Source organism: Curtobacterium sp. YR515, from assembly GCF_900113095.1.
Lineage (GTDB): Bacteria > Actinomycetota > Actinomycetes > Actinomycetales > Microbacteriaceae > Curtobacterium.
This window is the reverse complement of record NZ_FOOD01000001.1, coordinates 827,031-845,472: the sequence shown is the minus strand read 5'-3', so window position 1 is coordinate 845,472 and position 18,442 is coordinate 827,031. Positions and strand designations below refer to the sequence as shown.

General features: G+C 72.7%; 23 protein-coding genes. 14 read left to right on the top strand and 9 right to left on the bottom strand.

The genetic code is table 11. The features are described 5' to 3' along the window. Positions 1–2: 2 nt before the first annotated feature. Positions 3–752 carry a DedA family protein gene (locus BM028_RS03950; RefSeq protein ID WP_254789382.1) on the top strand — a complete coding sequence of 250 codons (750 nt, stop codon included), beginning with the start codon at positions 3–5 and terminating at the stop codon, positions 750–752. A gap of 4 nt (positions 753–756) precedes the next feature. On the opposite strand, the gene BM028_RS03945 is transcribed toward BM028_RS03950, so the two are convergent. Then, positions 757–960: a hypervirulence associated TUDOR domain-containing protein gene (locus tag BM028_RS03945; RefSeq protein WP_070417065.1), complete on the bottom strand. Its 204-nt coding sequence runs from the start codon at positions 958–960 to the stop codon at positions 757–759. A 198-nt stretch (positions 961–1,158) separates the two neighbouring features. On the opposite strand from BM028_RS03945, the gene BM028_RS03940 reads away from it, so the two are divergent. Then, entirely contained in the window at positions 1,159–2,211 is a 1,053-nt protein-coding gene (locus BM028_RS03940; RefSeq protein WP_071294423.1) for a serine/threonine-protein kinase, read from the top strand. A 76-nt stretch (positions 2,212–2,287) separates the two neighbouring features. Then, entirely contained in the window at positions 2,288–2,911 is a 624-nt protein-coding gene (locus tag BM028_RS03935) for a phosphoribosylanthranilate isomerase (protein WP_092384658.1), read from the top strand. A gap of 32 nt (positions 2,912–2,943) precedes the next feature. Here the strand turns inward: BM028_RS03935 and BM028_RS03930 are convergent, their stop codons facing one another. From BM028_RS03930 to BM028_RS03920, 3 genes are all read right to left on the bottom strand, one after another. Further along, positions 2,944–3,702, bottom strand: coding sequence for an HAD-IIB family hydrolase (locus BM028_RS03930; protein WP_071294424.1), 759 nt, complete (start codon positions 3,700–3,702; stop codon positions 2,944–2,946). Positions 3,703–3,782: 80 nt separating this feature from the next. Beyond that, positions 3,783–4,217 carry an acyl-CoA thioesterase gene (locus BM028_RS03925; RefSeq protein WP_083295084.1) on the bottom strand — a complete coding sequence of 145 codons (435 nt, stop codon included), beginning with the start codon at positions 4,215–4,217 and terminating at the stop codon, positions 3,783–3,785. A 79-nt stretch (positions 4,218–4,296) separates the two neighbouring features. Beyond that, positions 4,297–4,893: a nitroreductase family protein gene (locus BM028_RS03920; RefSeq protein ID WP_092384656.1), complete on the bottom strand. Its 597-nt coding sequence runs from the start codon at positions 4,891–4,893 to the stop codon at positions 4,297–4,299. Between the two features lie 73 nt (positions 4,894–4,966). On the opposite strand from BM028_RS03920, the gene BM028_RS03915 reads away from it, so the two are divergent. Together BM028_RS03915 and BM028_RS03910 are read left to right on the top strand one after the other, a co-directional pair. Continuing rightward, positions 4,967–5,890, top strand: a complete 924-nt coding sequence (locus tag BM028_RS03915) for an AEC family transporter (protein WP_092384654.1) — start codon at positions 4,967–4,969, stop codon at positions 5,888–5,890. A gap of 62 nt (positions 5,891–5,952) precedes the next feature. Further along, a complete protein-coding gene (locus tag BM028_RS03910; protein ID WP_092384652.1) occupies positions 5,953–6,360 on the top strand; it encodes a four-helix bundle copper-binding protein in 408 nt (135 codons plus the stop codon). Between the two features lie 4 nt (positions 6,361–6,364). On the opposite strand, the gene BM028_RS03905 is transcribed toward BM028_RS03910, so the two are convergent. Then, positions 6,365–6,622 carry a hypothetical protein gene (locus tag BM028_RS03905; RefSeq protein ID WP_070417059.1) on the bottom strand — a complete coding sequence of 86 codons (258 nt, stop codon included), beginning with the start codon at positions 6,620–6,622 and terminating at the stop codon, positions 6,365–6,367. Between the two features lie 96 nt (positions 6,623–6,718). After that, the gene (locus BM028_RS03900) at positions 6,719–7,555 is read right to left on the bottom strand and encodes an exodeoxyribonuclease III (protein WP_070417058.1); all 837 of its coding nucleotides are present in this window, start codon (positions 7,553–7,555) and stop codon (positions 6,719–6,721) included. Positions 7,556–7,675: 120 nt separating this feature from the next. Here BM028_RS03900 and BM028_RS03895 point away from each other — a divergent pair, with 120 nt between their 5' ends. From BM028_RS03895 to BM028_RS03870, 6 genes are read left to right on the top strand one after another with little or no spacing between them, the layout of a single operon-like run. After that, entirely contained in the window at positions 7,676–8,122 is a 447-nt protein-coding gene (locus BM028_RS03895) for an Asp23/Gls24 family envelope stress response protein (RefSeq protein WP_092384983.1), read from the top strand. After that, positions 8,119–8,310 carry a hypothetical protein gene (locus BM028_RS03890; RefSeq protein WP_070417057.1) on the top strand — a complete coding sequence of 64 codons (192 nt, stop codon included), beginning with the start codon at positions 8,119–8,121 and terminating at the stop codon, positions 8,308–8,310. Before BM028_RS03895 ends, BM028_RS03890 begins: the two co-directional genes overlap by 4 nt. After that, entirely contained in the window at positions 8,307–8,675 is a 369-nt protein-coding gene (locus BM028_RS03885) for a hypothetical protein (protein WP_092384650.1), read from the top strand. The genes BM028_RS03890 and BM028_RS03885 overlap by 4 nt, the downstream gene beginning before the upstream one ends. After that, positions 8,672–9,280, top strand: coding sequence for a hypothetical protein (locus BM028_RS03880; RefSeq protein WP_092384648.1), 609 nt, complete (start codon positions 8,672–8,674; stop codon positions 9,278–9,280). Before BM028_RS03885 ends, BM028_RS03880 begins: the two co-directional genes overlap by 4 nt. Next, positions 9,277–9,870: a hypothetical protein gene (locus BM028_RS03875; RefSeq protein ID WP_092384646.1), complete on the top strand. Its 594-nt coding sequence runs from the start codon at positions 9,277–9,279 to the stop codon at positions 9,868–9,870. The genes BM028_RS03880 and BM028_RS03875 overlap by 4 nt, the downstream gene beginning before the upstream one ends. A gap of 7 nt (positions 9,871–9,877) precedes the next feature. Continuing rightward, a complete protein-coding gene (locus BM028_RS03870) occupies positions 9,878–10,729 on the top strand; it encodes an aminoglycoside 3'-phosphotransferase (protein WP_092384981.1) in 852 nt (283 codons plus the stop codon). On the opposite strand, the gene BM028_RS03865 is transcribed toward BM028_RS03870, so the two are convergent. After that, the gene (locus tag BM028_RS03865) at positions 10,726–12,063 is read right to left on the bottom strand and encodes a M23 family metallopeptidase (RefSeq protein WP_139201829.1); all 1,338 of its coding nucleotides are present in this window, start codon (positions 12,061–12,063) and stop codon (positions 10,726–10,728) included. The genes BM028_RS03870 and BM028_RS03865 overlap by 4 nt on opposite strands. 77 nt (positions 12,064–12,140) lie before the next feature. Beyond that, positions 12,141–13,808, bottom strand: a complete 1,668-nt coding sequence (locus BM028_RS03860; protein WP_092384644.1) for a hypothetical protein — start codon at positions 13,806–13,808, stop codon at positions 12,141–12,143. An 87-nt stretch (positions 13,809–13,895) separates the two neighbouring features. Between BM028_RS03860 and pyrE the strand changes: the two genes are divergently transcribed. Beyond that, a complete protein-coding gene (gene pyrE / locus BM028_RS03855; RefSeq protein ID WP_022905654.1) occupies positions 13,896–14,447 on the top strand; it encodes an orotate phosphoribosyltransferase in 552 nt (183 codons plus the stop codon). After that, positions 14,444–16,624, top strand: coding sequence for a septum formation family protein (locus BM028_RS03850; protein ID WP_092384642.1), 2,181 nt, complete (start codon positions 14,444–14,446; stop codon positions 16,622–16,624). The genes pyrE and BM028_RS03850 overlap by 4 nt, the downstream gene beginning before the upstream one ends. Before the next feature lie 83 nt (positions 16,625–16,707). Here BM028_RS03850 and BM028_RS03845 read toward each other — a convergent pair whose 3' ends face one another. Then, positions 16,708–17,661 (bottom strand): aldo/keto reductase, encoded by a 954-nt coding sequence (locus tag BM028_RS03845; protein WP_092384640.1) that lies wholly within the window; start codon positions 17,659–17,661, stop codon positions 16,708–16,710. Positions 17,662–17,766: 105 nt separating this feature from the next. On the opposite strand from BM028_RS03845, the gene BM028_RS03840 reads away from it, so the two are divergent. Further along, positions 17,767–18,411 carry a HEAT repeat domain-containing protein gene (locus BM028_RS03840; RefSeq protein ID WP_092384638.1) on the top strand — a complete coding sequence of 215 codons (645 nt, stop codon included), beginning with the start codon at positions 17,767–17,769 and terminating at the stop codon, positions 18,409–18,411. The last annotated feature ends 31 nt before the right edge of the window (positions 18,412–18,442 follow it).

Here is an 18,442-nt window from a genome sequence, read left to right as displayed (position 1 = left end):
GGATGACGACTGCCGTGGCTGCGCCTGCCCACACCATGACCGTCGCCGCCGGCGACTCCGCCGCGGACCCCGAGATGGGCGGGCTCTCCGGCCTGGTGCTGCAGCTCATCGACGCCCTGGGGGAGTGGGGCGTCGCGCTGATGCTCTTCGTCGAGACGGTCTTCCCGCCGATCCCGTCCGAGGTGATCCTGCCGTTGGCCGGGTTCCTGGCGGGTGCCGGCCGGATGAACCTCGTGCTCGTCCTGCTGCTCGCGACGCTCGGCTCCTACCTCGGCGCACTGGTGCTGTACTGGCTCGGCGCCGTCATCGGCTTCGAGCGGACGACGCGCTGGCTCGGCAAGCTGCCCCTCGTCGACGAGGACGACTTCCGCAAGGCGGCGGACTGGTTCCACCGGCACGGCAAGAGCGCGGTCTTCTTCGGCCGGTTCGTGCCGATCGTCCGCAGCCTCATCTCGCTGCCGGCCGGGGCGGACCGGATGCACCTCGGGACGTTCTCGGTGTTCACGATCATCGCGAGCGGGATCTGGAACAGCGCCCTGGTGCTGCTCGGAGCGGCCTTCGGGACCCAGTACGACAAGGTCGAGCAGTACACCGAGTGGATCGACCGGGTCCTCTACGTGGCGATCGCCGTCGTCGTGGTGACGTTCGTCGTCCGACGGGTCCGACGCATCCGGGCCGAGCGGAACCAGCGCACCGAGCACGGCGCAGTGGCTGCCCGAGGCCGTCGTCGCGCCGAGCCCGCCGGCGACTGAGCGCTCACGCCTTCGTCAGCGCCGACTCCTTGTGGGCGGCGCGCTTGCCGGACTTCTCCGACTCGACGATCCAGTACGGGTCGTCGTCGCTCGGCTTGAACGACTGGCCGTCGAACTCGAAGTCCGAGACCCGCTTCTGCACGAGCGTGCCGGTCGTCTTCCCCTGCGACGTGTTCCAGTGCACGGTGTCGCCCTTCGACAGCGCCATGGTGTCCTCCTTGCGTGATCGCTCACCTGTTCGGACGTCGGACTGTACCCCGATGCATCCGCATGAACACAGGGAAGTGGGCCGATCACGATGTCATAACGTCCGCGCGGATCACGGGGCGGCCGCGTACCGTAGTGGGTGAGTCACCACGTTGGCAACTGCCACGGAACACCGGCTCCGGACGGAACGACATCAGCCATGACCCTGCTGAACGACACACGGTCGGAAACGGTCCTCTCGGGCCGCTACCGCCTCGTGAAGCTCATCGGCACGGGCGGCATGGGATCCGTCTACGAAGCACGTGACGAGCACACCTACCGTGCCGTCGCCGTGAAGCTCTTCGCCACGCCCGAGTCGATGACCACGGCCGACCGGGTCCGCCAAGAGCGCGAGATCCGGCTGCTCAGCATGCTGTCGCACCCGGGGCTCATCCCGCTGTACGACGCCGGCACCCACGACTTCGAGGACGGTCCGCACCGGTACATCGTGATGGAGCTCATCGCGGACACGACGCTCCTGCGCCGGCTCGCCGGGGGCGCCCTGCACAACTACGAGGTGGCCGACCTCGGCGCCCAGCTGGCCGACGCGCTGGCGTACGTGCACTCGCGCGGCATCGTCCACCGCGACGTCAAGCCGGCGAACATCCTCATCAGCGACGAGGGCTCGTCGGGCTTCGCGCGCACCGTGAAGCTCACCGACTTCGGCGTCGCCCACTTCGTCGACGGCTCGCGCCTGACGAACGACGGCACCATCATCGGCACGGCCGCGTACCTCAGCCCCGAGCAGGTCGCCGGGGAACCGATCGGCTTCGCCACCGACGTCTACTCGCTCGGACTGGTGCTGCTCGAGGCCCTGACCGGCAAGCAGGAGTACTCCGGCACCCTCATCGAGGCGGCACTCGCACGGCTCCGCCACGACCCCGAGATCCCGGACGGCATCGCGCCGGAGTGGCGGGACCTCCTCGCGAAGATGACCGCGCGCAACCCCGACCGCCGCCCGACCGCGGTGGCGATCGCGAACGCCCTCCGCGGTGGTTCGGCCCAGATCACCGGTCCGGTGCCGCTGGGACCGCAGCGTGTGAAGCACAAGCGCGACCACCGCCTGCACCGTGCCGCGCACCGGCACGCCAAGCGCGGGACGTTCGTCACCGTGCGGCGCTGGCGGCGGCGCAACGTGCTCGTCGGGTCGTTCGCGGCCTTCGGCGTCCTGGTCGCCTGCGGGGCGTCCTACGTCGCCGGCACCCTGCACTAGGCCGGTCGCACGGCCGCCGCGCACCCCGTACCGGCGGCCGCTCCGCACCTCCGGGGTCCCTGGCAGGATGGACGGCATGACCGACCAGCGATGGATCAAGATCTGCGGCCTGTCGACCCCTGCGACCGTGGACGCCGCCATCGATGCGGGTGCGGACGCGGTCGGGTTCGTCTTCGCCGCCGGCAGCCCCCGGACCGTGACGGCGGACCTCGCGAAGGAGCTCGTCGAGCGGGTGCCGGACGGCATCGACGCGGTCGGGGTCTTCCGCGACCAGGAGATCGACGAGGTCGTCGGCATCGCCTCGGCCGTGGGGCTCACCACGCTGCAGCTGCACGGCGGCGAGTCGGCCACGGACTTCGCGCGCGCCCGCGACGCCGGGTTCTTCACGATCCGGGCGGTCGCGGCCGAGGACTACCTGGCCGAGACGCCGGAACAGCGCGCGTCGTACGACCACGACCTGCTCCTGCTCGACGCCGCGGTGCCCGGCAGCGGGCGGCTCATCGACCCCGCCTCGATCACGGGGAAGGTCGACGAGGCGTGGATCCTCGCGGGCGGGCTGACGCCGGCCAACGTTGTCGCGGCGATCGGGTCGCTCGACCCGGACGGCGTGGACGTGTCGAGCGGGGTCGAGTCCGAGCGCGGCGTGAAGGACGAGGCGAAGATCCGGGCGTTCGTCGAGGCGGTCCGCAGCATCCCCTGAGTGGTTCGCCGCGCCTCCCGTCCGTCGGCGCGTCAGCGCAGGGTGGGGATCAGCTCCGTGAGGAACGCGTCGGTGTCCTCCCAGCCCTCGACCGCGTGGCAGGGGACGCCGAGGGCCTTCACCGGGTAGTCGTTGCCCTCGGGGTCGAGGCGGTCGCCGACGAACAGCATGTCGTCGAGCGCGACGCTCGTGATCTCGGCCAGGCGCTGCATGCCGTACGCCTTGTCGATGCCCTTGCGGGTGATGTCGACGCTCGTCGAGCCACCGGAACGGACCTCGAGGTCGGGCAGCTCGGCCTGGACGCGCCGACGGAGCTCGTCCTTCTTCGCGCCCGTCGGGTCCCACTGCTTCTTCACGTCCACCGGAGCGGACTGGCCGAGCGCGGAGAACGTGATCTGGGAACCGCGGTCCTCGAGGATGGGGCCCCACGTCTCGGACTCCCAGAACCCGGCGGCCTTTGCCTCGGCCTCGACCGCGGCCAGGGCGCGCGCCTTCTGCTCGTCGGTGAGGTCCTCGGCGTACTGGAGCGCCCAGTCGTCGCCGGTCCACCGATAGTAGGCGGTGCCGCAGGTCGGCAGGAGGTGCAGGTCGTCGAGCACGAGCCCGTCGCGACGCCGCAGGGGTGCAACGAGCTGCTGCTCGAACTGCTGGAAGTTGCCGCCGGAGATCACCGCGACCGGCACGACCTCGAGCAGGGACGCGAAGGTCTCGAGCATCCGGGGGTCGAGCGCGGACTTCGAGGGGGCGAGGGTGTCGTCCAGGTCGAAGGCGACGAGGCGGGGCGTGGTCATGCCCCGATCCTGCCAGAGGCCCCCGATCACATGCCGGGTGCGATGCCCTGCCCGGACGGCGCTGCGCGATGTCTGCGGTGTCACGCGCGGTGCGTGGCGGGCACCCGGTCGCGGTCGTACGTGATGTCGGTGTAGCCGTGCGGCGCCGGGGAGCCGTCCTCGTCGAGGTTGACGAACACGACCTCGTCGATGGTGAGGATGCTGCGGTGCGTGAAGAGGTTCCGTGCCTCGGCCCGCATCGTCAGCGAGGTGCGGCCGAAGCGGGTGGCGACGAGACCGATCTCGACGATGTCGCCCTCGCGCGCCGACGACACGAACACGATCTCGGACATGTACTTCGTGACGACCTTGCCGTTGCCGAGCTGGATGATCGCGTAGACGGCGGCTTCCTCGTCGATCCAGCGGAGGAGGCTGCCGCCGAACAGGGTGCCGTTGGCGTTGAGGTCCTCCGGACGGACCCACTTGCGGGTGTAGAAGTTCATCTCGGGGCCGGGGGTGTTCGCGTCGTGCTGCATGTCAGTACATGCTACGCCCCGCCGCACACGGCAGCGGCCGCACCCCGGTGGGGATGCGGCCGCGTGCGGTGGTGCAGGACTACTCCTTGACGAGGACGACCTCGTCGAGGGGGAGACGGGTCCGCGGGGCGACCTCGCGCTCGGCAGCCTTGTCGTCGAGCTGCGACGGGTCGGCCACGGTGCCGATCGCGGTGACCGTGTAGGGCAGGAACCGCTCCGGCAGGTCGAACGCGGCACGGATGCCCTCGGCGTCGATGCCCGCCATCTGGTGCACGTGCAGGCCCTCGGCGTGCGCCTGGACGGTCAGGGCCGCGAGGGACTGGCCGAGGTCGTACTGGGCGAAGGGACGCTCGTCGCCGTCCTCGGTCACGGTCTCGAGCACGCCGACGACCAGGGCGCTGGCGCGGAAAGCCCAGGCGGCGTTGAAGCCGAGCAGGTTCTCGTTGATCTTCCGGAACGTCTCGGTGCCACGGCGGCCGGCGACGAAGCGGCGCGGCTGGAAGTTCATGGCCGACGGGGCCCAGCGAGCGGCTTCGAGGACCGCGTCGTACGCCGCGTCGTCGATCGTCGCGGTCTCGTCGTAGGAACGGGGGCTCCACCGCTCCTCGAGCAGGGGGACGAGGGGCTGGCTGGAGTCGGTCGAACGCGTGAGCGTGCTGGAGTTCGTCGAGGTCATGGTGGGCACAACGGTATTCGATGCGTTCGCATTTCCGGTCTGAGCAACGTCACATGGTGCAAGGATGGAGCCGATGGGTGGCGTGTTGACCGGGTTCGCGATCATCGGCGCGATCATCGCCGCCGGGTACGTCGTCGGACGCATCGGACTGCTCGGCCAGCACGCCCAGTTCGTGATGAGCCGGCTCGCGTTCTTCGTGCTCATGCCCTGCCTGCTCTTCCACACGATCGCCACGGCGGACATCCACGTCCTGCTGTCCCCGATGCTGTGGGTGTCCCTGCTCAGCGCGGTCGTGGTGGCCATCGGCGCCGGCGTGGTCTTCCGGGTCGTCCTGCGCCGGCCGCTCACGACCACGACGGTCGGGGCGCTCGCCGCGAGCTACGTCAACGCGAACAACATCGGGCTGCCGGTCGCCGTGTACGTCCTCGGGCAGGCCACCGCGGTCGTGCCGGTCATCCTGCTGCAGCTCATCGTGCTCGCGCCGATCGCGCTGACGATCCTGGACACCGCGACCTCGGCGGGCGGGAGCTGGTGGCGCCGGGTCTCGGGGCCGTTCCGGAACCCGATCATCATCGCCTCGCTCGTGGGCCTGGTCTTCTCGGCGACGGGCATCGACCTCCCGGCGCCCGTGCTCGAGCCGTTCTCGCTCGTCGGCGCGGCCGCCGTGCCCGTGGTCCTCCTGTCGTTCGGGATGAGCCTGCACGGTGCGACCCCGCTCCGCGACCCGGCGATCCGGACGGACGTCATCGTGGCGTCGGCGATCAAGCTCGTCGTGATGCCGGCCGTGGCGTTCGTGTTCGCCCGGTTCGTGTTCGGGCTGGGGGACCAGGACGTCTTCGTGCTCACGACCCTCGGGGCGCTGCCGGCAGCGCAGAACGTGTTCAACTACGCGCAGCGGTACGGGGCGGCGGTGCCGGTCGCGCGGGACGTGGTGCTCATCTCGACGATCGGTTCCGTGCCGGTGCTGGTCGCGGTCGCCGCGCTCCTGCACCCGTAGCCGCGTGACGCATCGGGGCGGCGCGTACCGTGGGCGCCACCGAACGGAAGAGGAGGTCCCCGATGGACACCATGGCGATGATGAAGACCATGTCCACGAGCGAGATGCCCGTGGCGATGGACGCTGAGCTCATGCAGGACACGATGATGGCGATGAACGCCGCGTCGATGGCCGCGACGATGTGCTCCGTGAGCGACATGCAGATGGGTGCCGACATGGCCACCTGTGCCGCGATGTGCTCGAACACGGCGATGATGGCCGACACCGGCATGCGGATGATGATGCGTCCGATGGGCATGGACGTCGACAGCATGCGCGCGATGCTCACGGCCTGCGTCGCGATGGGCACGGCGTGTGCCGCCGAGTGCCGCAGCCACGCGGACATGGACGAGTCGTGCCGCTACTGCGCGATGGCGTGCGACGAGATGGTCGCGAAGTGCGAGGCGATGATGGCCTCGATGACCGCCTGACGCGTCACGCGGTGCGCGCGGTGGTCTTCCGACCGCCGGCGCTGAGGATCTCCGCGGCCGGGTGGTGGGCGACCGGGTCGCCGACCGACACGAGCGTGTCGGCGTCCGCCACCCGCAGCTGCGTCACGCCGCCGTCGAGGAACGCGACCACCACGTCGGCGGGGCGTGTCTCGACGACGATGCCGTCCCTCCAGGCGCGGGGCGTGGCGTCGGCCATGACGCGCTGGATCGGAAGGATCGTCGACGGGGTCGTGCGGGACATGGCTTCACCTGCTCTCGAAGGGGTTCGGTGCAGGCAACGTACGTCGCTGGGTCCGCCCCGCTCAACGAGGGCGGACGCGGGGAGTAACAGAAGGCGTCAGAAGATCATCGGCCGGTCGTCGTCGAGCGAGGTCTCGAGGTCCAGGTCGACCGACACGGGGACGTGGTCGCTCGGCGCGTCACCCTTCCGCTCGTCGCGGTGGATGCGGGCGTCCGTCACGACGTCCGAGAACGCCTGCGAGCCCATGATGAAGTCGATGCGCATGCCCTCGTTGCGGGGGAAGCGCAGGGATTTGTAGTCCCAGTAGGTGTAGCCGTCCGGCACGATCGGGCGGACGACGTCCTGCAGGCCACGCGCCTCGAACTCCCGGAAGGCCGCGCGCTCGGGCTCGGTGACGTGCGTGTGCCCCTCGAAGACCGAGACGTCCCACACGTCGGAGTCGAGCGGCGCGACGTTCCAGTCGCCCATCAGCGCGAGCGGCTGCTCGGGGTGCGCGGTGAGCCACTCCGAGGTGCGGTCGGCCAACTGCCCGAGCCAGTCGAGCTTGTACGTGTAGTGCGGGTCGCCGACCTCGCGCCCGTTCGGCACGTAGAGGCTCCACAGGCGGACGCCGTCGACCGTGACACCGAGGGCGCGGGCCTCCACCGGGAGGTCGGGGCCCTCGTGCCCCTTGAGGAACCCGGGCTGGCCGGGGAAGTCGCGGGTGACGTCCTCGAGCGGGAGTCGGCTGGCGAAGGCCACCCCGTTCCACTGGTTCAGGCCGTGCGCCTCGACCTGGTACCCAGCGGCCTCGAACGCCTCGACCGGGAACTGCTCCGGCTTGCACTTGATCTCCTGCATGCCGAGGACGTCGACGTCCTCGCGCACCAGCCAGTCGACGATCCGACCCACTCGGGTGCGGACGGAGTTCACGTTCCAGGTCGCCACGCGCATGGGTCCGAACCTACCGTGCGCCGGCCCGGCGGGGCTCCGCGCGCCGGGCCGTGCTCCCGGGCGGTGCACGGCACGATGGTGTTCGCTGGACACCAGGACGAGACTGCATCGGAGGCACTCATGGCATCGACGACGAACCGCGTCGACGGGACCGCGACGACCGGCACCACGACGACGCAGGTCACCACCAAGGGCCGGACGATCATCGACGACACGGTCGTCGCGAAGGTCGCCGGCATCGCCGCCCGGGACGTCCCCGGCGTCTTCGCGCTCGGCGGCAACGCGGCCCGGGCGTTCGGCGCGATCCGTGACGCGATCGGCTCGAGCGCGCTCGGCCAGGGCGTCCGCGTCGAGGTCGGCGAGACGCAGGTCGCGGTCGACCTGACGATCGTCGTGGACTACCCGACGCCGATGATGGACGTCGCCACCGCGGTGCGCGCGGCCGTCACGACCGCGGTCACCGAGCTCGTCGGGCTCGAGGTCGCCGAGGTCAACATCGCCATCAACGACGTGAACATCCCCGCCCTCAACGGTGTCGTCGACGACGCCGAGGGCCGCGTCCGGTGAACGCCACCGTCGTCGGCATGGGCGTCGGCGCACTGCTCGCGATCGTCGCCGTGACGCTCGGCGCCTGGGCGTTCGTCGTGGTGGCCGTCTGCATGCTCGTGGGCGGGATCGTCGCCCGCATCGTCACCGGCGACGTCGACGTGCGCCGACTCCTCGACGTGCTGCGCGGACGCCGGAGCTCGTCGTGAGCACGCCCGCCGTCGCCGGTCCCGGCAGCGGCGGACGGGTCCCCGGCTCCGACCGGATCGGTTCGGCAGCCCTCGTGCACACCGCGCAGGCGGTCGCTGCGGAAGCACTCCGGGTGCCGTTCCAGGAGGCGCGTGCCCGGGTCGCCGACGACGGCCGCGGTGGGCTGGCGGTCGAGATCACCGCACCGCTCGCCGTCCCCGCGCTGGGGAGCCACGCGGTCCCCGACGAACCCGTCACCACCTCGGCGCACCGCGCCCGCGGCACGATCGCCGAGCGGCTCCGCACCATCACCGGCCGACAGGTCGAACGGGTGACCGTGACGTTCTCGTCGTCCGTCGTCGACACCCCGAGGAGGGTCCGGTGACCGAGCGTTCCCTGCCGGCCGGCCCGACCCACGACCGGGTGTACCGCCGGATCGTCCGCCGCGAGACGAACGCCTCGCGGTCGGGAGCGGTCGTCGTCGCGATGCTCGTCACCCTCGTGCTCGCCGCGGCCGCCGTGTTCGCCGCCGCACTCGTGTTCCTCGACCAGCGTGCGCTCGGTGTCGACCCCCGTGCGGTCGTGGACGCCGCCGCCCGAGCGCCCCGCGGGCTCGACGCGACCGTCGTGGTCGGCATCGCGGCGATCGTCGCGCTGGTCGGTCTCGTGTTCCTCGCGCAGGGCCTCCTGCCGCAGCGTCGCCCCCGGCACGCGATGTCGTCGTCGCGGCTCGCCGTGGTCGTCGACGACGAGGTGCTCGCATCGGCCGCCGCGCGGGCCGCACGGTCGGCCACCCGGCTCGGTCCGGACGCGGCCGTCGGCACCGTCGGCCGTCGGACCGTCGACGTCGTGCTCCGCCCACCCGCGGGTGCCGACGTCCCCGCGGTCGCCGCGACCGACGCCGTGACCGCGGAGTTCGCCGCGATCGACGCGCAGCCCGGCGTCACCGCGCGGGTCCGCGTGCAGCCGACCGGACGGGTGGACGGATGAACGCGACGAACCGCGTCGTCGGACGGACGGCGCTCGTGCTGGTCGGACTCGCGCTGCTCGTGCTCGGCGTCGGGGCGATCCTCGTCCAGACGCTGCCGTGGGCGGCCACGGCGTGGCACGAGCGTGCCGGCGTGCTCGACGCCCTGGGCGCGGATGTCCCGCGCGAGACCTCGGTGACGGCGTGGACCTGGGTCCTCGGCGGTGCGGTGGTGCTCGGGGTCCTGGCGATCGTGGTGCTGTCGACGCTCGGTGGCGGTCGGGTCGGCACCGTGGTCGAGGACGACGGGTCCGCCGGCGGGGTCGCCGGTTCGGTCCGGATCGACGCCGCCGCGGTGCAGCACGCGCTGTCGTCGGCGATCGGTGCCATGCCGCAGGTGGGCTCGCTCGCGGTCGACGTGTTCCGGGTCCGGGGCAGCCGGGCGATCCGGATCCGCGTCCGACCCCGGCGCGGAGCCTCGCCGCGCGACATCACGACCGGGGTGGAGGACATCGTCGCCGACCTGGACGCCCTGCTCGGGGACCGTCTGCCGGTCCTGCTCGAGATCGCCCGGGGTGGCGCGGGCTCCGGCCGCACGGACCGGGTGCACTGAGGTCGGCATGCCGCGCTCGATCGACGGACTGTCCCGTGCGCGGGGTGCCGTCGCGGTGCCCGCGGTCGTCCGTGGCGTCGCACGGGGTCGTCCGGTGCAGGCCGTGTGGGTCAACGAGATCGGTGGCCGGACGTTCCGCATCGGTGCGGACGGCCTGGCCGAGGAGTACGTCAAGGTGCTCCCGCACGCCTACGCGCCGTGGATCGTCGGCGAGGCCGCACGCCTGACCTGGGCCTCCCGGTACGCGCGGGTCCCGGAACTCCTCGACCACGGGGTCGACGACGAGGGGGCCTGGCTCCGCACCCGCGCGCTGCCGGGGTGGAGCGCGGTCGACCCCCGGTGGCACGACGAACCGCGCACGGCCGTGATCGCGGCCGGCGAGGGACTGCGGGCGCTGCACGACACCCTGCCCGTACTCGACTGCCCGTTCGAGTGGTCCACCGTGCAGCGGGCCGGACGGGCCCGCGCTGCCGGCGCCGACCCCGACGCGCTCGGTCCGGAGCCGCCGGTGGACCGCGTGGTGGTGTGCCACGGCGACCCGTGCACGCCGAACACCCTGATCGGCGCGGACGGTCGGTTCGCCGGGCACGTCGACCTCGACGCCCTCGGCATCGCCGACCGCTGGGCGGACCTGGGCGTGGCGACGATGGCGCTCGGGTGGAACTACGGCCCCGGGTGGGACGGACTCTTCCACGAGGCGTACGGGCTGCCCGTCGACGAGGAGCGGACGGCCTGGTACCGGGCGCTGTGGAACCTGGACGACGACGGCATCGAGACCGCGTCCGGCATCGAGACCGCCTCCGGCACGGAGACCGCCCACGGGACGAGCGCCGGACCGGATGCCCGACGGGACGGCTAGAAGGCCACGCCCCGCGCCTGCATGAACGGCACCGGGTCGACCGTGGCGCCGTTCACGTGGACCTCGAAGTGCGTGTGGCAGCCGGTCGAGTTGCCGGTGGAGCCGACGAGCGCGATCAGCTGCCCGGCCGACACCTGCTGGCCGGGGCTGACCCGGAACCCGCCGTTCACGATGTGCCCGTATGCCGTCTGGACCCCGCCGCCGTGGCTGATCCGCACGTAGTTGCCGTATCCGCCGTACCAGCCGGCGTAGTCGACCGTGCCGGCCGCCGCCGCGACGATGGGCGTCGAGCACCCGCTCGCGAGGTCGGCGCCGTCGTGCTTGATCACGGTGCCGTAGATCGGGTGCACGCGGTACCCGTAGGGGCTGATCACGTACCCGCTGGCCGGACGGACCCACCCGGTCCCCGAGCCGGACCCCGGCGAACCGCTGGAACCCGAGCCGCTGCTGCCGGTACCGCCACCCCCGCCGCCGCTGCCGGCGTTGGCCGCGTTCGCGGCGTTCTGGGCGGCGATGGCCCGGAGGTAGGCCTCGCGCGCGGCCTTCTCCTCCGCCGCCTTGCGCACGGCCTCGCCCTTGGCGAACTCGGCCTCGGTCCGGACCCGGCCGGAGGTCAGCGTCGCGAGCTGGGCGTCGAGCCGTGCCTTGTTGGTCTGCTGTTCGTCGTAGGCGGCCTGCACCTTGTCCGCCGCGGCCTGGGAGGCCTGCATGCGGCGCTCGGCCTCGGCAGCGAGGTCGTCGAGCGCCTCGGACGCACGGTCGGCCTGCGCGGTGAGGGACCGGGCGACGGCGGCGTCGGCGGTGGCTGCGGCCTCGACGCGTTCGGCCTGCTCGGAGAGCTTGCTGAGCGCACCGAGGTTGTAGAGGAGGTCGCTGGCGTCCTGGCCGCCGGAGATCACGGACGCGGTGACGTCGGCGCCCCCGGACCGGGCCATCTGGGCGGCGAACTGCCCCGCCTGGGCGGCGCTCTGCTCGGCGACCTCGGCGTGGTCGTCGGCGTCGGCGCGGAGCCGCTGTTCCTTCTCGGCGGCGTCCTGCGCTTCGCTCTGCGCATCGAAGAACTCGGTGCCGAGGCGCTCGGCCTCGGCCTCGGCCGCCTTCACCTTGCTCGACAGCCCGGAGATGATGCCGCGGATCTCGGTGATCTGGTCCTGCTTGTCGGACTCCTGCCCGCGCGCGGCCATGACCTCGTCCCACGAGGGGTAGGTCGCCGCGCTCGCCACCGGCGCGTCGAACACCACCGTGCCGACGAGGCCCGCGAGCGCGAGGCCGGTGGCGGCGAGACGGAGTCGGACGGCGGCACGGGGACGGGAGTGGCTGGTGGGACGAGTCACGGGCACGAGCCTATACATCCGTTCAGGCACGATCGGCCGTCGCCGCGCGGCTGTGGACAACTTCGCAGGGCGGTCGTTCAGAAGCCGCGTTCCCGCCGGACGGCATCGGCACTGTCGACGACGTCCCGCTGCAGGACGGCGGCGCCCGACGTCCCGGCGTAGTCGTACACGTCGAACCCGGTGCAGTGCGTGATCGTCGCGGGCGGGCCGAGGGAGTCCTCGACGGCGGTCGTCCAGACGTCGCCGGACCCGATCACCACGAAGGTCGGCGCGGCGTCGCGGTAGGCCCCCAGGTCGACGAGCCAGGGGTAGGTCGCGAATGTGTCCCGCACCTGCAGCAGTTGCACGTTCGTGGACGCGTACGTGGCGAGCGGGCGGATCGTCCAGAACTGCCCGACCCCGACGACGTCCCGCCCGTCGGCCCAGCGGTCGAGGCAGGCCGCCGGGTCGTAGCGGGCCTGTGCGACCGCGCGGGCGGTGCTCGGTGCGGTGGCGATCCCGGCGAGCAGCACCCCGGCGGCCGCGAGGGCGAGCACGGCCCGGATGCCGCGTCGCGGCCGGTGCACCTGGGTCCGGCGGACGGCGGTGCGGGCGAGCTCGGCGACCGCGACCAGGGCGAGCAGCGGCGCCGTCACGATCGGCTCGAGGTACCGCGGGGTCTCCGAACCCGCGACGACGACCCCGACCGACACCGCCACGACGGTGACGAGCGGGAGCGCTGCGGCGACGAGGACGGTCCGCGAGGTCCGGACCCGCCATGCCCAGACGGTCCCGCCGACCGACAGGAGCACCCCCACGAGCAGCAGGAGCAGCCCCGCGTCGCCCGCCGCCGACCCCGCGCGGTCGTCGGTGAGCGCGGCGAAGAACCCGAGCGTCTCGCCGGCCCGCGACGGCTGGACGTAGGTCGACGGGTCGAGGGACACGAACGGCCGCAGCGGGATCCGCAGCAGGTACCCGACGACGGACCCGAGGGTGAGCGTCGCAGCGAGCAGCCCGACCGGACGCCACGGGAGCCGGCGGGCGAGTGCCAGGAGCACGAGGGTCACGACGACCGGGGCGGCCGACCACGGGACGTACAGCGGGTTCGACGCCGTCGTGCACGCGGCGACGAGGCCGAGCACGACGAGGACCGTGACGGACGCCCGCCCGAGCCGCACCGCACGGAGCACGAGCACCGCGGTGCCGAGCATCGCCAGCACTGCGCCGTAGTAGTACGTCGTCGTGAGGAGCAGGGACGCGAGCTCCAACGAGGTCGCGGTGGCCGACGACTCGGTGAGCACCAGGAGCGTCACGAACCCGAGGGCGAGTGCGGACACCGCGATCCGGGCCGACCGCCGGGCCGCCGGCATGAGCTCGTTCGCCGCGGCCCGGACGAGCGCGTACACGGCGAGCAGCACGAGGACGCCGTTCAGCGCGAGCGCCTGCTGCGGCGTGGCCGTCACGAGGGAGCACAGGAGGTAGACCGGCAGCTCCGGGAAGAAGAACAGCGCCGGGGACATCGCCCACTCGAACGGCTGCCCGAGCTGCATCGACCGTTCGACGAGCGGCAGCAGCACCGAGTCCCCGTCGTACCAGAGCAGGGCGACCCTGGAGGTCGCGACGACGTGGCGCAGGGCGATGACGGCCAGGGCCAGCGCGACCAGGGCGCCCAGCGCCTCCTGGCCGACCGCGAGCCGTCGCGCGCGCCACCGCGAGCCGCCCGTCGGACGCACGACCTCGCTGACCGGGCGCGCGTCGGAGGACATGACCGGAGCGTACCGAGCGTGGCTCGCAGCGCACCCCACCCACACGGGGCAGCGCGCTGCGGGGACGACCGGCTACCCTTGTGGGCTGTGACCGACGCGCGCGACCAGCTCATCCAGTTCATCACGGACGAAGCGGTGTTCCACGGAGACTTCACCCTCACCAGCGGGAAGAAGGCGACGTACTACATCGACCTCCGCAAGGTGAGCCTGGACCACCGTGTCGCCCCGCTCATCGGTCAGGTGATGACCGACCTCATCGGCCAGGTGCCGGACGTCGCCGCCGTGGGCGGACTGACCATGGGCGCCGACCCCATCGCGAGCGCCGTGCTGCACCAGGCCGCCGCCCGCGGACTCGCCTACGACGCGTTCGTCGTGCGCAAGGAGCCGAAGGACCACGGCCGCGGCAAGCAGGTCGAGGGGCCGGACCTCGCCGGCAAGCGCGTGATCGTGCTCGAGGACACCTCGACGACGGGCGGCTCGCCGCTCAAGGCCGCCGAGGCACTCGAGCGCGAGGGCGCGATCATCGCCGCCGTGGCCGTCGTCGTCGACCGCGACACCGGCGCGAAGGAGAAGATCGAGGCTGCCGGGTACCCGTACTTCGCGGCGATCGGGCTGGCTGATCTGGGGCTGAGCGCGTGACCGAGGAGCGTCCGGACGACGCGCACGAGCCCGACCAGACCGCCGGTCCCGCAGACGGGGACGACGGACTGGAGGCACGGCGCGACTCCGCCCCGGACGCTCCGTTCCACGGTCTCCGCAGTGCCGCCGACATCTTCGGTGCGCCGCGGGGCGCGGACGACTGGCCCTCGCGCCGTGAGCGGCGCGAGGCAGAGAAGACCGCGCGCGAGACCGGCGCGCCCCTGCCGGACCCGTTCGAGCCGGTGGTGTCCGACGAGCCCGTGACCCCCGCCTCGCCCGCCTCGCCCACGTCTTCCGCTGAGGACGACTCCACGCAGGCGATCTCGATGCCCGAGCAGCTCGAGGCACCGTCCGAGAACCCCCAGGCCGACGCCGAGGCCGAGCGGGCCACGCTCTCCGACCGGATCCCCGCAGCGGCCCCGGTCCCGCCGTCGTCGACCGCACCGCACCCGTCGTCGATCAGCCTGCCGACCGCCCAGTCCCACCGCGACCAGCGTGCGGCCGAGAACCGCGCGATCGACGAGGAGCGGCGCCGCACCGACCCGTTCGGCGCCGGACGCGAGGACGTCGACTGGCTCGGTCGGGCAACGGGCTCGCAACCGGCCGACGCGCCCGCTGCCCCCGCTGCGCCCGCGTTCCCCGTCGTGCCGCAGCCGGTCGGTGTGGAGAACGTCCTGCCGGCCACCGACGAACCGCCGAGCTTCACGGAGCTGCTCCGCATCGCCGACGGCGAGGGCGAGGGCACCGGCGGGCAGGAGCGCCCGTTCGACTGGGCGATCCGCGACGACGAGGCCGGCGAGGTGCCGGCGACCCTGACCACGAACGCGTTCGACACGACGGCGCTGGCCGGCGGCTCGTGGAGCCTGGCGGACGACTCGGACGACTCGGACGACTCGGACGACCCGGACGACTCGGACGACCCGGACGACGTCGTCGTCGCGGGTGCGCTGCCGATCCCGGTCGGCGGGACGCCCGTCGTCGAGCCGACCACGGCGGTGGAGCCCGGGCGCCCCGACGACGCGACGGCGGCGCCGGAGGACGAGCCGCGCCTCCAGGCCGACGAACCGACCACGGCGCTGCCCGTCGCCGGCGGCCCGTGGTGGGCCGAGCCGGACGGCATCGTGCCGCCCACGGCTGCTCCGCCGCTGGTCGAACCGGCCGCGTCCGAGGCGGAGCCGAGCGCGTACCCCGCGCACCTGCCTCCGGCGGTCGGGCAGGACCTCGACGCCGTGATGGGTATCCGCGGTCACGAGCCGGAGCCGCTCCCGGCCGCCGCGCCGGACGACCTCGACCAGTCCGAGTGGGACGGTCGCGAGACCAGCGACACGAGTGCGATCAAGGACCTCTTCGGGACCGAGGCGGTCGGGCAGCTCGGTGGGACCGGGTACGACCCGCACGACACCGGAACGCGCATGATGCCGGCCGTCGGTGCCACGCCGGCGCACGCACCCGCACCCGAGCGCACGCCCGTGCCACCCGTGGCGCCGGTGCCGTCGGCCTCCGCGGGCGGGGGCGACCGCGACAACTTCATCAACGAGGGCTTCGCCAAGCTCCGGAACGAGGGACAGCGCGGGAAGCGGCTGCTCATCTGGGGCTCGGTCGCGCTCATCGTCGTGCTGCTCGTCGCCGTGTTCGCGCTGACGCGGTGGATCCTCGGCAACTCGATCGAGGAGCGCACGCCGGCGCCGACCTCGACGTCAGCGGCCTCGGCGGCGGCGACCCCGAAGGAGACGCCGTCCGCCGCGGCGTCGCAGCCTTCGTCGGCATCGACCTCGCTCGAGACGCTGCAGTTCGCGACGACGCCGGCGGCCCCGGGCGAGCACGCGTGGACCGACCTCGCCGGCGGGGAGTGCCTGTCGCCGTTCACGAACGCGTGGGCCCAGACCTACACGGTCGTCGACTGCCAGACGCCGCACGTCGCCCAGCTCACCGCGCGGCTGCCCGTCTCGGCGAACCAGTGGCCCGGGCCGGACGCGCTCGCGGCCCAGGCGGCCGAGCAGTGCCAGACCTCGGCGGCGTTGAACGCCTCGGCCGCGGCGGCGTACGGGGACGTGCAGGTGCAGGGGTCCTACGCGCCCGACCAGGCGACGTGGGACCAGGGGGACACGTTCATCTCGTGCTTCGTCACCCGGTCGTCGGGCGACACGATGACGGGGTCGGTCGCGCCGAGCGCGTGAGGGGTCGGGCCGGGCGGACCCGGAACGACATCACCGAGGTCGTACGACGTCGATGATGTCGTCCCGGGTCGACCGCGCCGGTGTCAGGCCGCGGCCGAGACCTTCCCCGACACGTCGGAGAGGGTCCGCAGCTCGTCGGCGCTGAGCTCCAGCTCCGCCGACGCCAACAGTGCCGGCAGCTGCTCGGTGTTGCGTGCGCTGGCGATCGGCGCGACGACGTCCGGCTGCGCCTGCAGCCACGCGAGGGCGACCGTCGCGACCTCGGTGCCGCGGTCCTGGGCGATCGTGGTGAGGGCGTCGACCACCGCGAGCCCCGCCTCGTTGAAGTAGCCGGAGACCTGGCCCTCGCGGTCCTTGCCGGCGAAGTCCTCCTTCGTGCGGTACTTGCCGGTGAGGAAGCCCGCCGCGAGGGAGAAGTACGGCACGACCCCGAGGTGCTCGGTGGCGGCCAGGGGAGCGATGTCCGACTCGTACGGTTCGCGGGTGACCAGGTTGTAGTGCGGCTGGATCGCGACGGGCAGAGCGAGGTCGTTCTCCCGCGCGATGCGGATCCACTCCGCCGCCCGCTCCTTCGAGTAGTTCGAGATGGCCGTGTACCGGACGAGGCCGTCGCGCACGAGCTGGTCGAACGCGCGCACGGTCTCCTCGAGCGGGGTCGACTCGTCGTCGAAGTGCGCGTAGTACAGGTCGATCCGGTCGGTGCCGAGCCGCTCGAGGCTCGCGCGTGCGGCCGCGGCGACGTTCGCGGCGGAGAGGCCCTGGAACTGCGGGTGCTGGGAGACCTTCGTGGCGATGACGACGTCGTCGCGCTTGCCGGACTTCGCGAACCACGAGCCGATGACCTGCTCGGACTCGCCGCCGGAGTTCCCGGGTGCCCAGGCGGAGTAGACGTCCGCGGTGTCGACGAAGTCGCCGCCGGCCGCAGTGTAGGCGTCGAGCACCTGGTGGGAGGTCTGCTCGTCGGCCGTCCAACCGAAGACGTTGCCGCCGAGGGCGAGGGGGAACACCGTGAGGTCACTGGTACCGATGCGGGGCATGGGGATCCTTTCGTGGTCGTGTCGAACGAACCCGCCCACGCTATGCCTCGCCCCTTGGCGGGCGGTCTCCGGACGTCACGCAGGACGGTGCGCTTGCATGGGGCCATGTCCGCGCTCACCACCGCACTCGCCGACCCGCGCTCGTCCGTCCGCCTCCGCGCCGTCATGGCCGCGGGGACGCACCCGGACCCGGCGGACCTCGACGTGCTGGTGGAGCAGTGCGCCGTCGAGCCGGACTTCTTCGTCCGCGACATGCTCACGTGGGCGCTCATCCGGCTCCCCGCCGACGCGGTCGTCCGTCGGGTGCTGCCCGAGCTCGACCGACCGCTGCCGCAGGCCCGGAGCCAGGCGCTGCACACCCTCTCGAAGATCGGCGACCCCGCGGTCTGGCCGTCGGTGCGGCCCCTGCTGCGGGACTCCGACGTCGGGGTCCTCCGAGCGGCCTGGCGCACCGCGGCAGCACTCGTCCCGGACACCGAGCGGGACGCCCTCGCTCGGACGCTCGCGGAGCACCTCGGCCGTGGCGACCAGGAGACCCGGCTCAGTCTGTCCCGCGCCCTGGTCGCACTCGGCGAGGACGCGGTGCGACCGGTCCTCGACGACGCCTCGGCGCGCGGTGCGGACGACGTCCGTGTGCACGTGGCCGAGGTCGACCGCCTGCTCCGCGACCCGGACGCCGCAAGCGCCCTCGCCGTCGAGCGCGCCCGCCGCGAGGTCGCCCTCGGCCGCACCCGCTCCGCGAAGGGGTAGCGCGCGCGGCGCGCGTCGCGCCGCGCGCCTC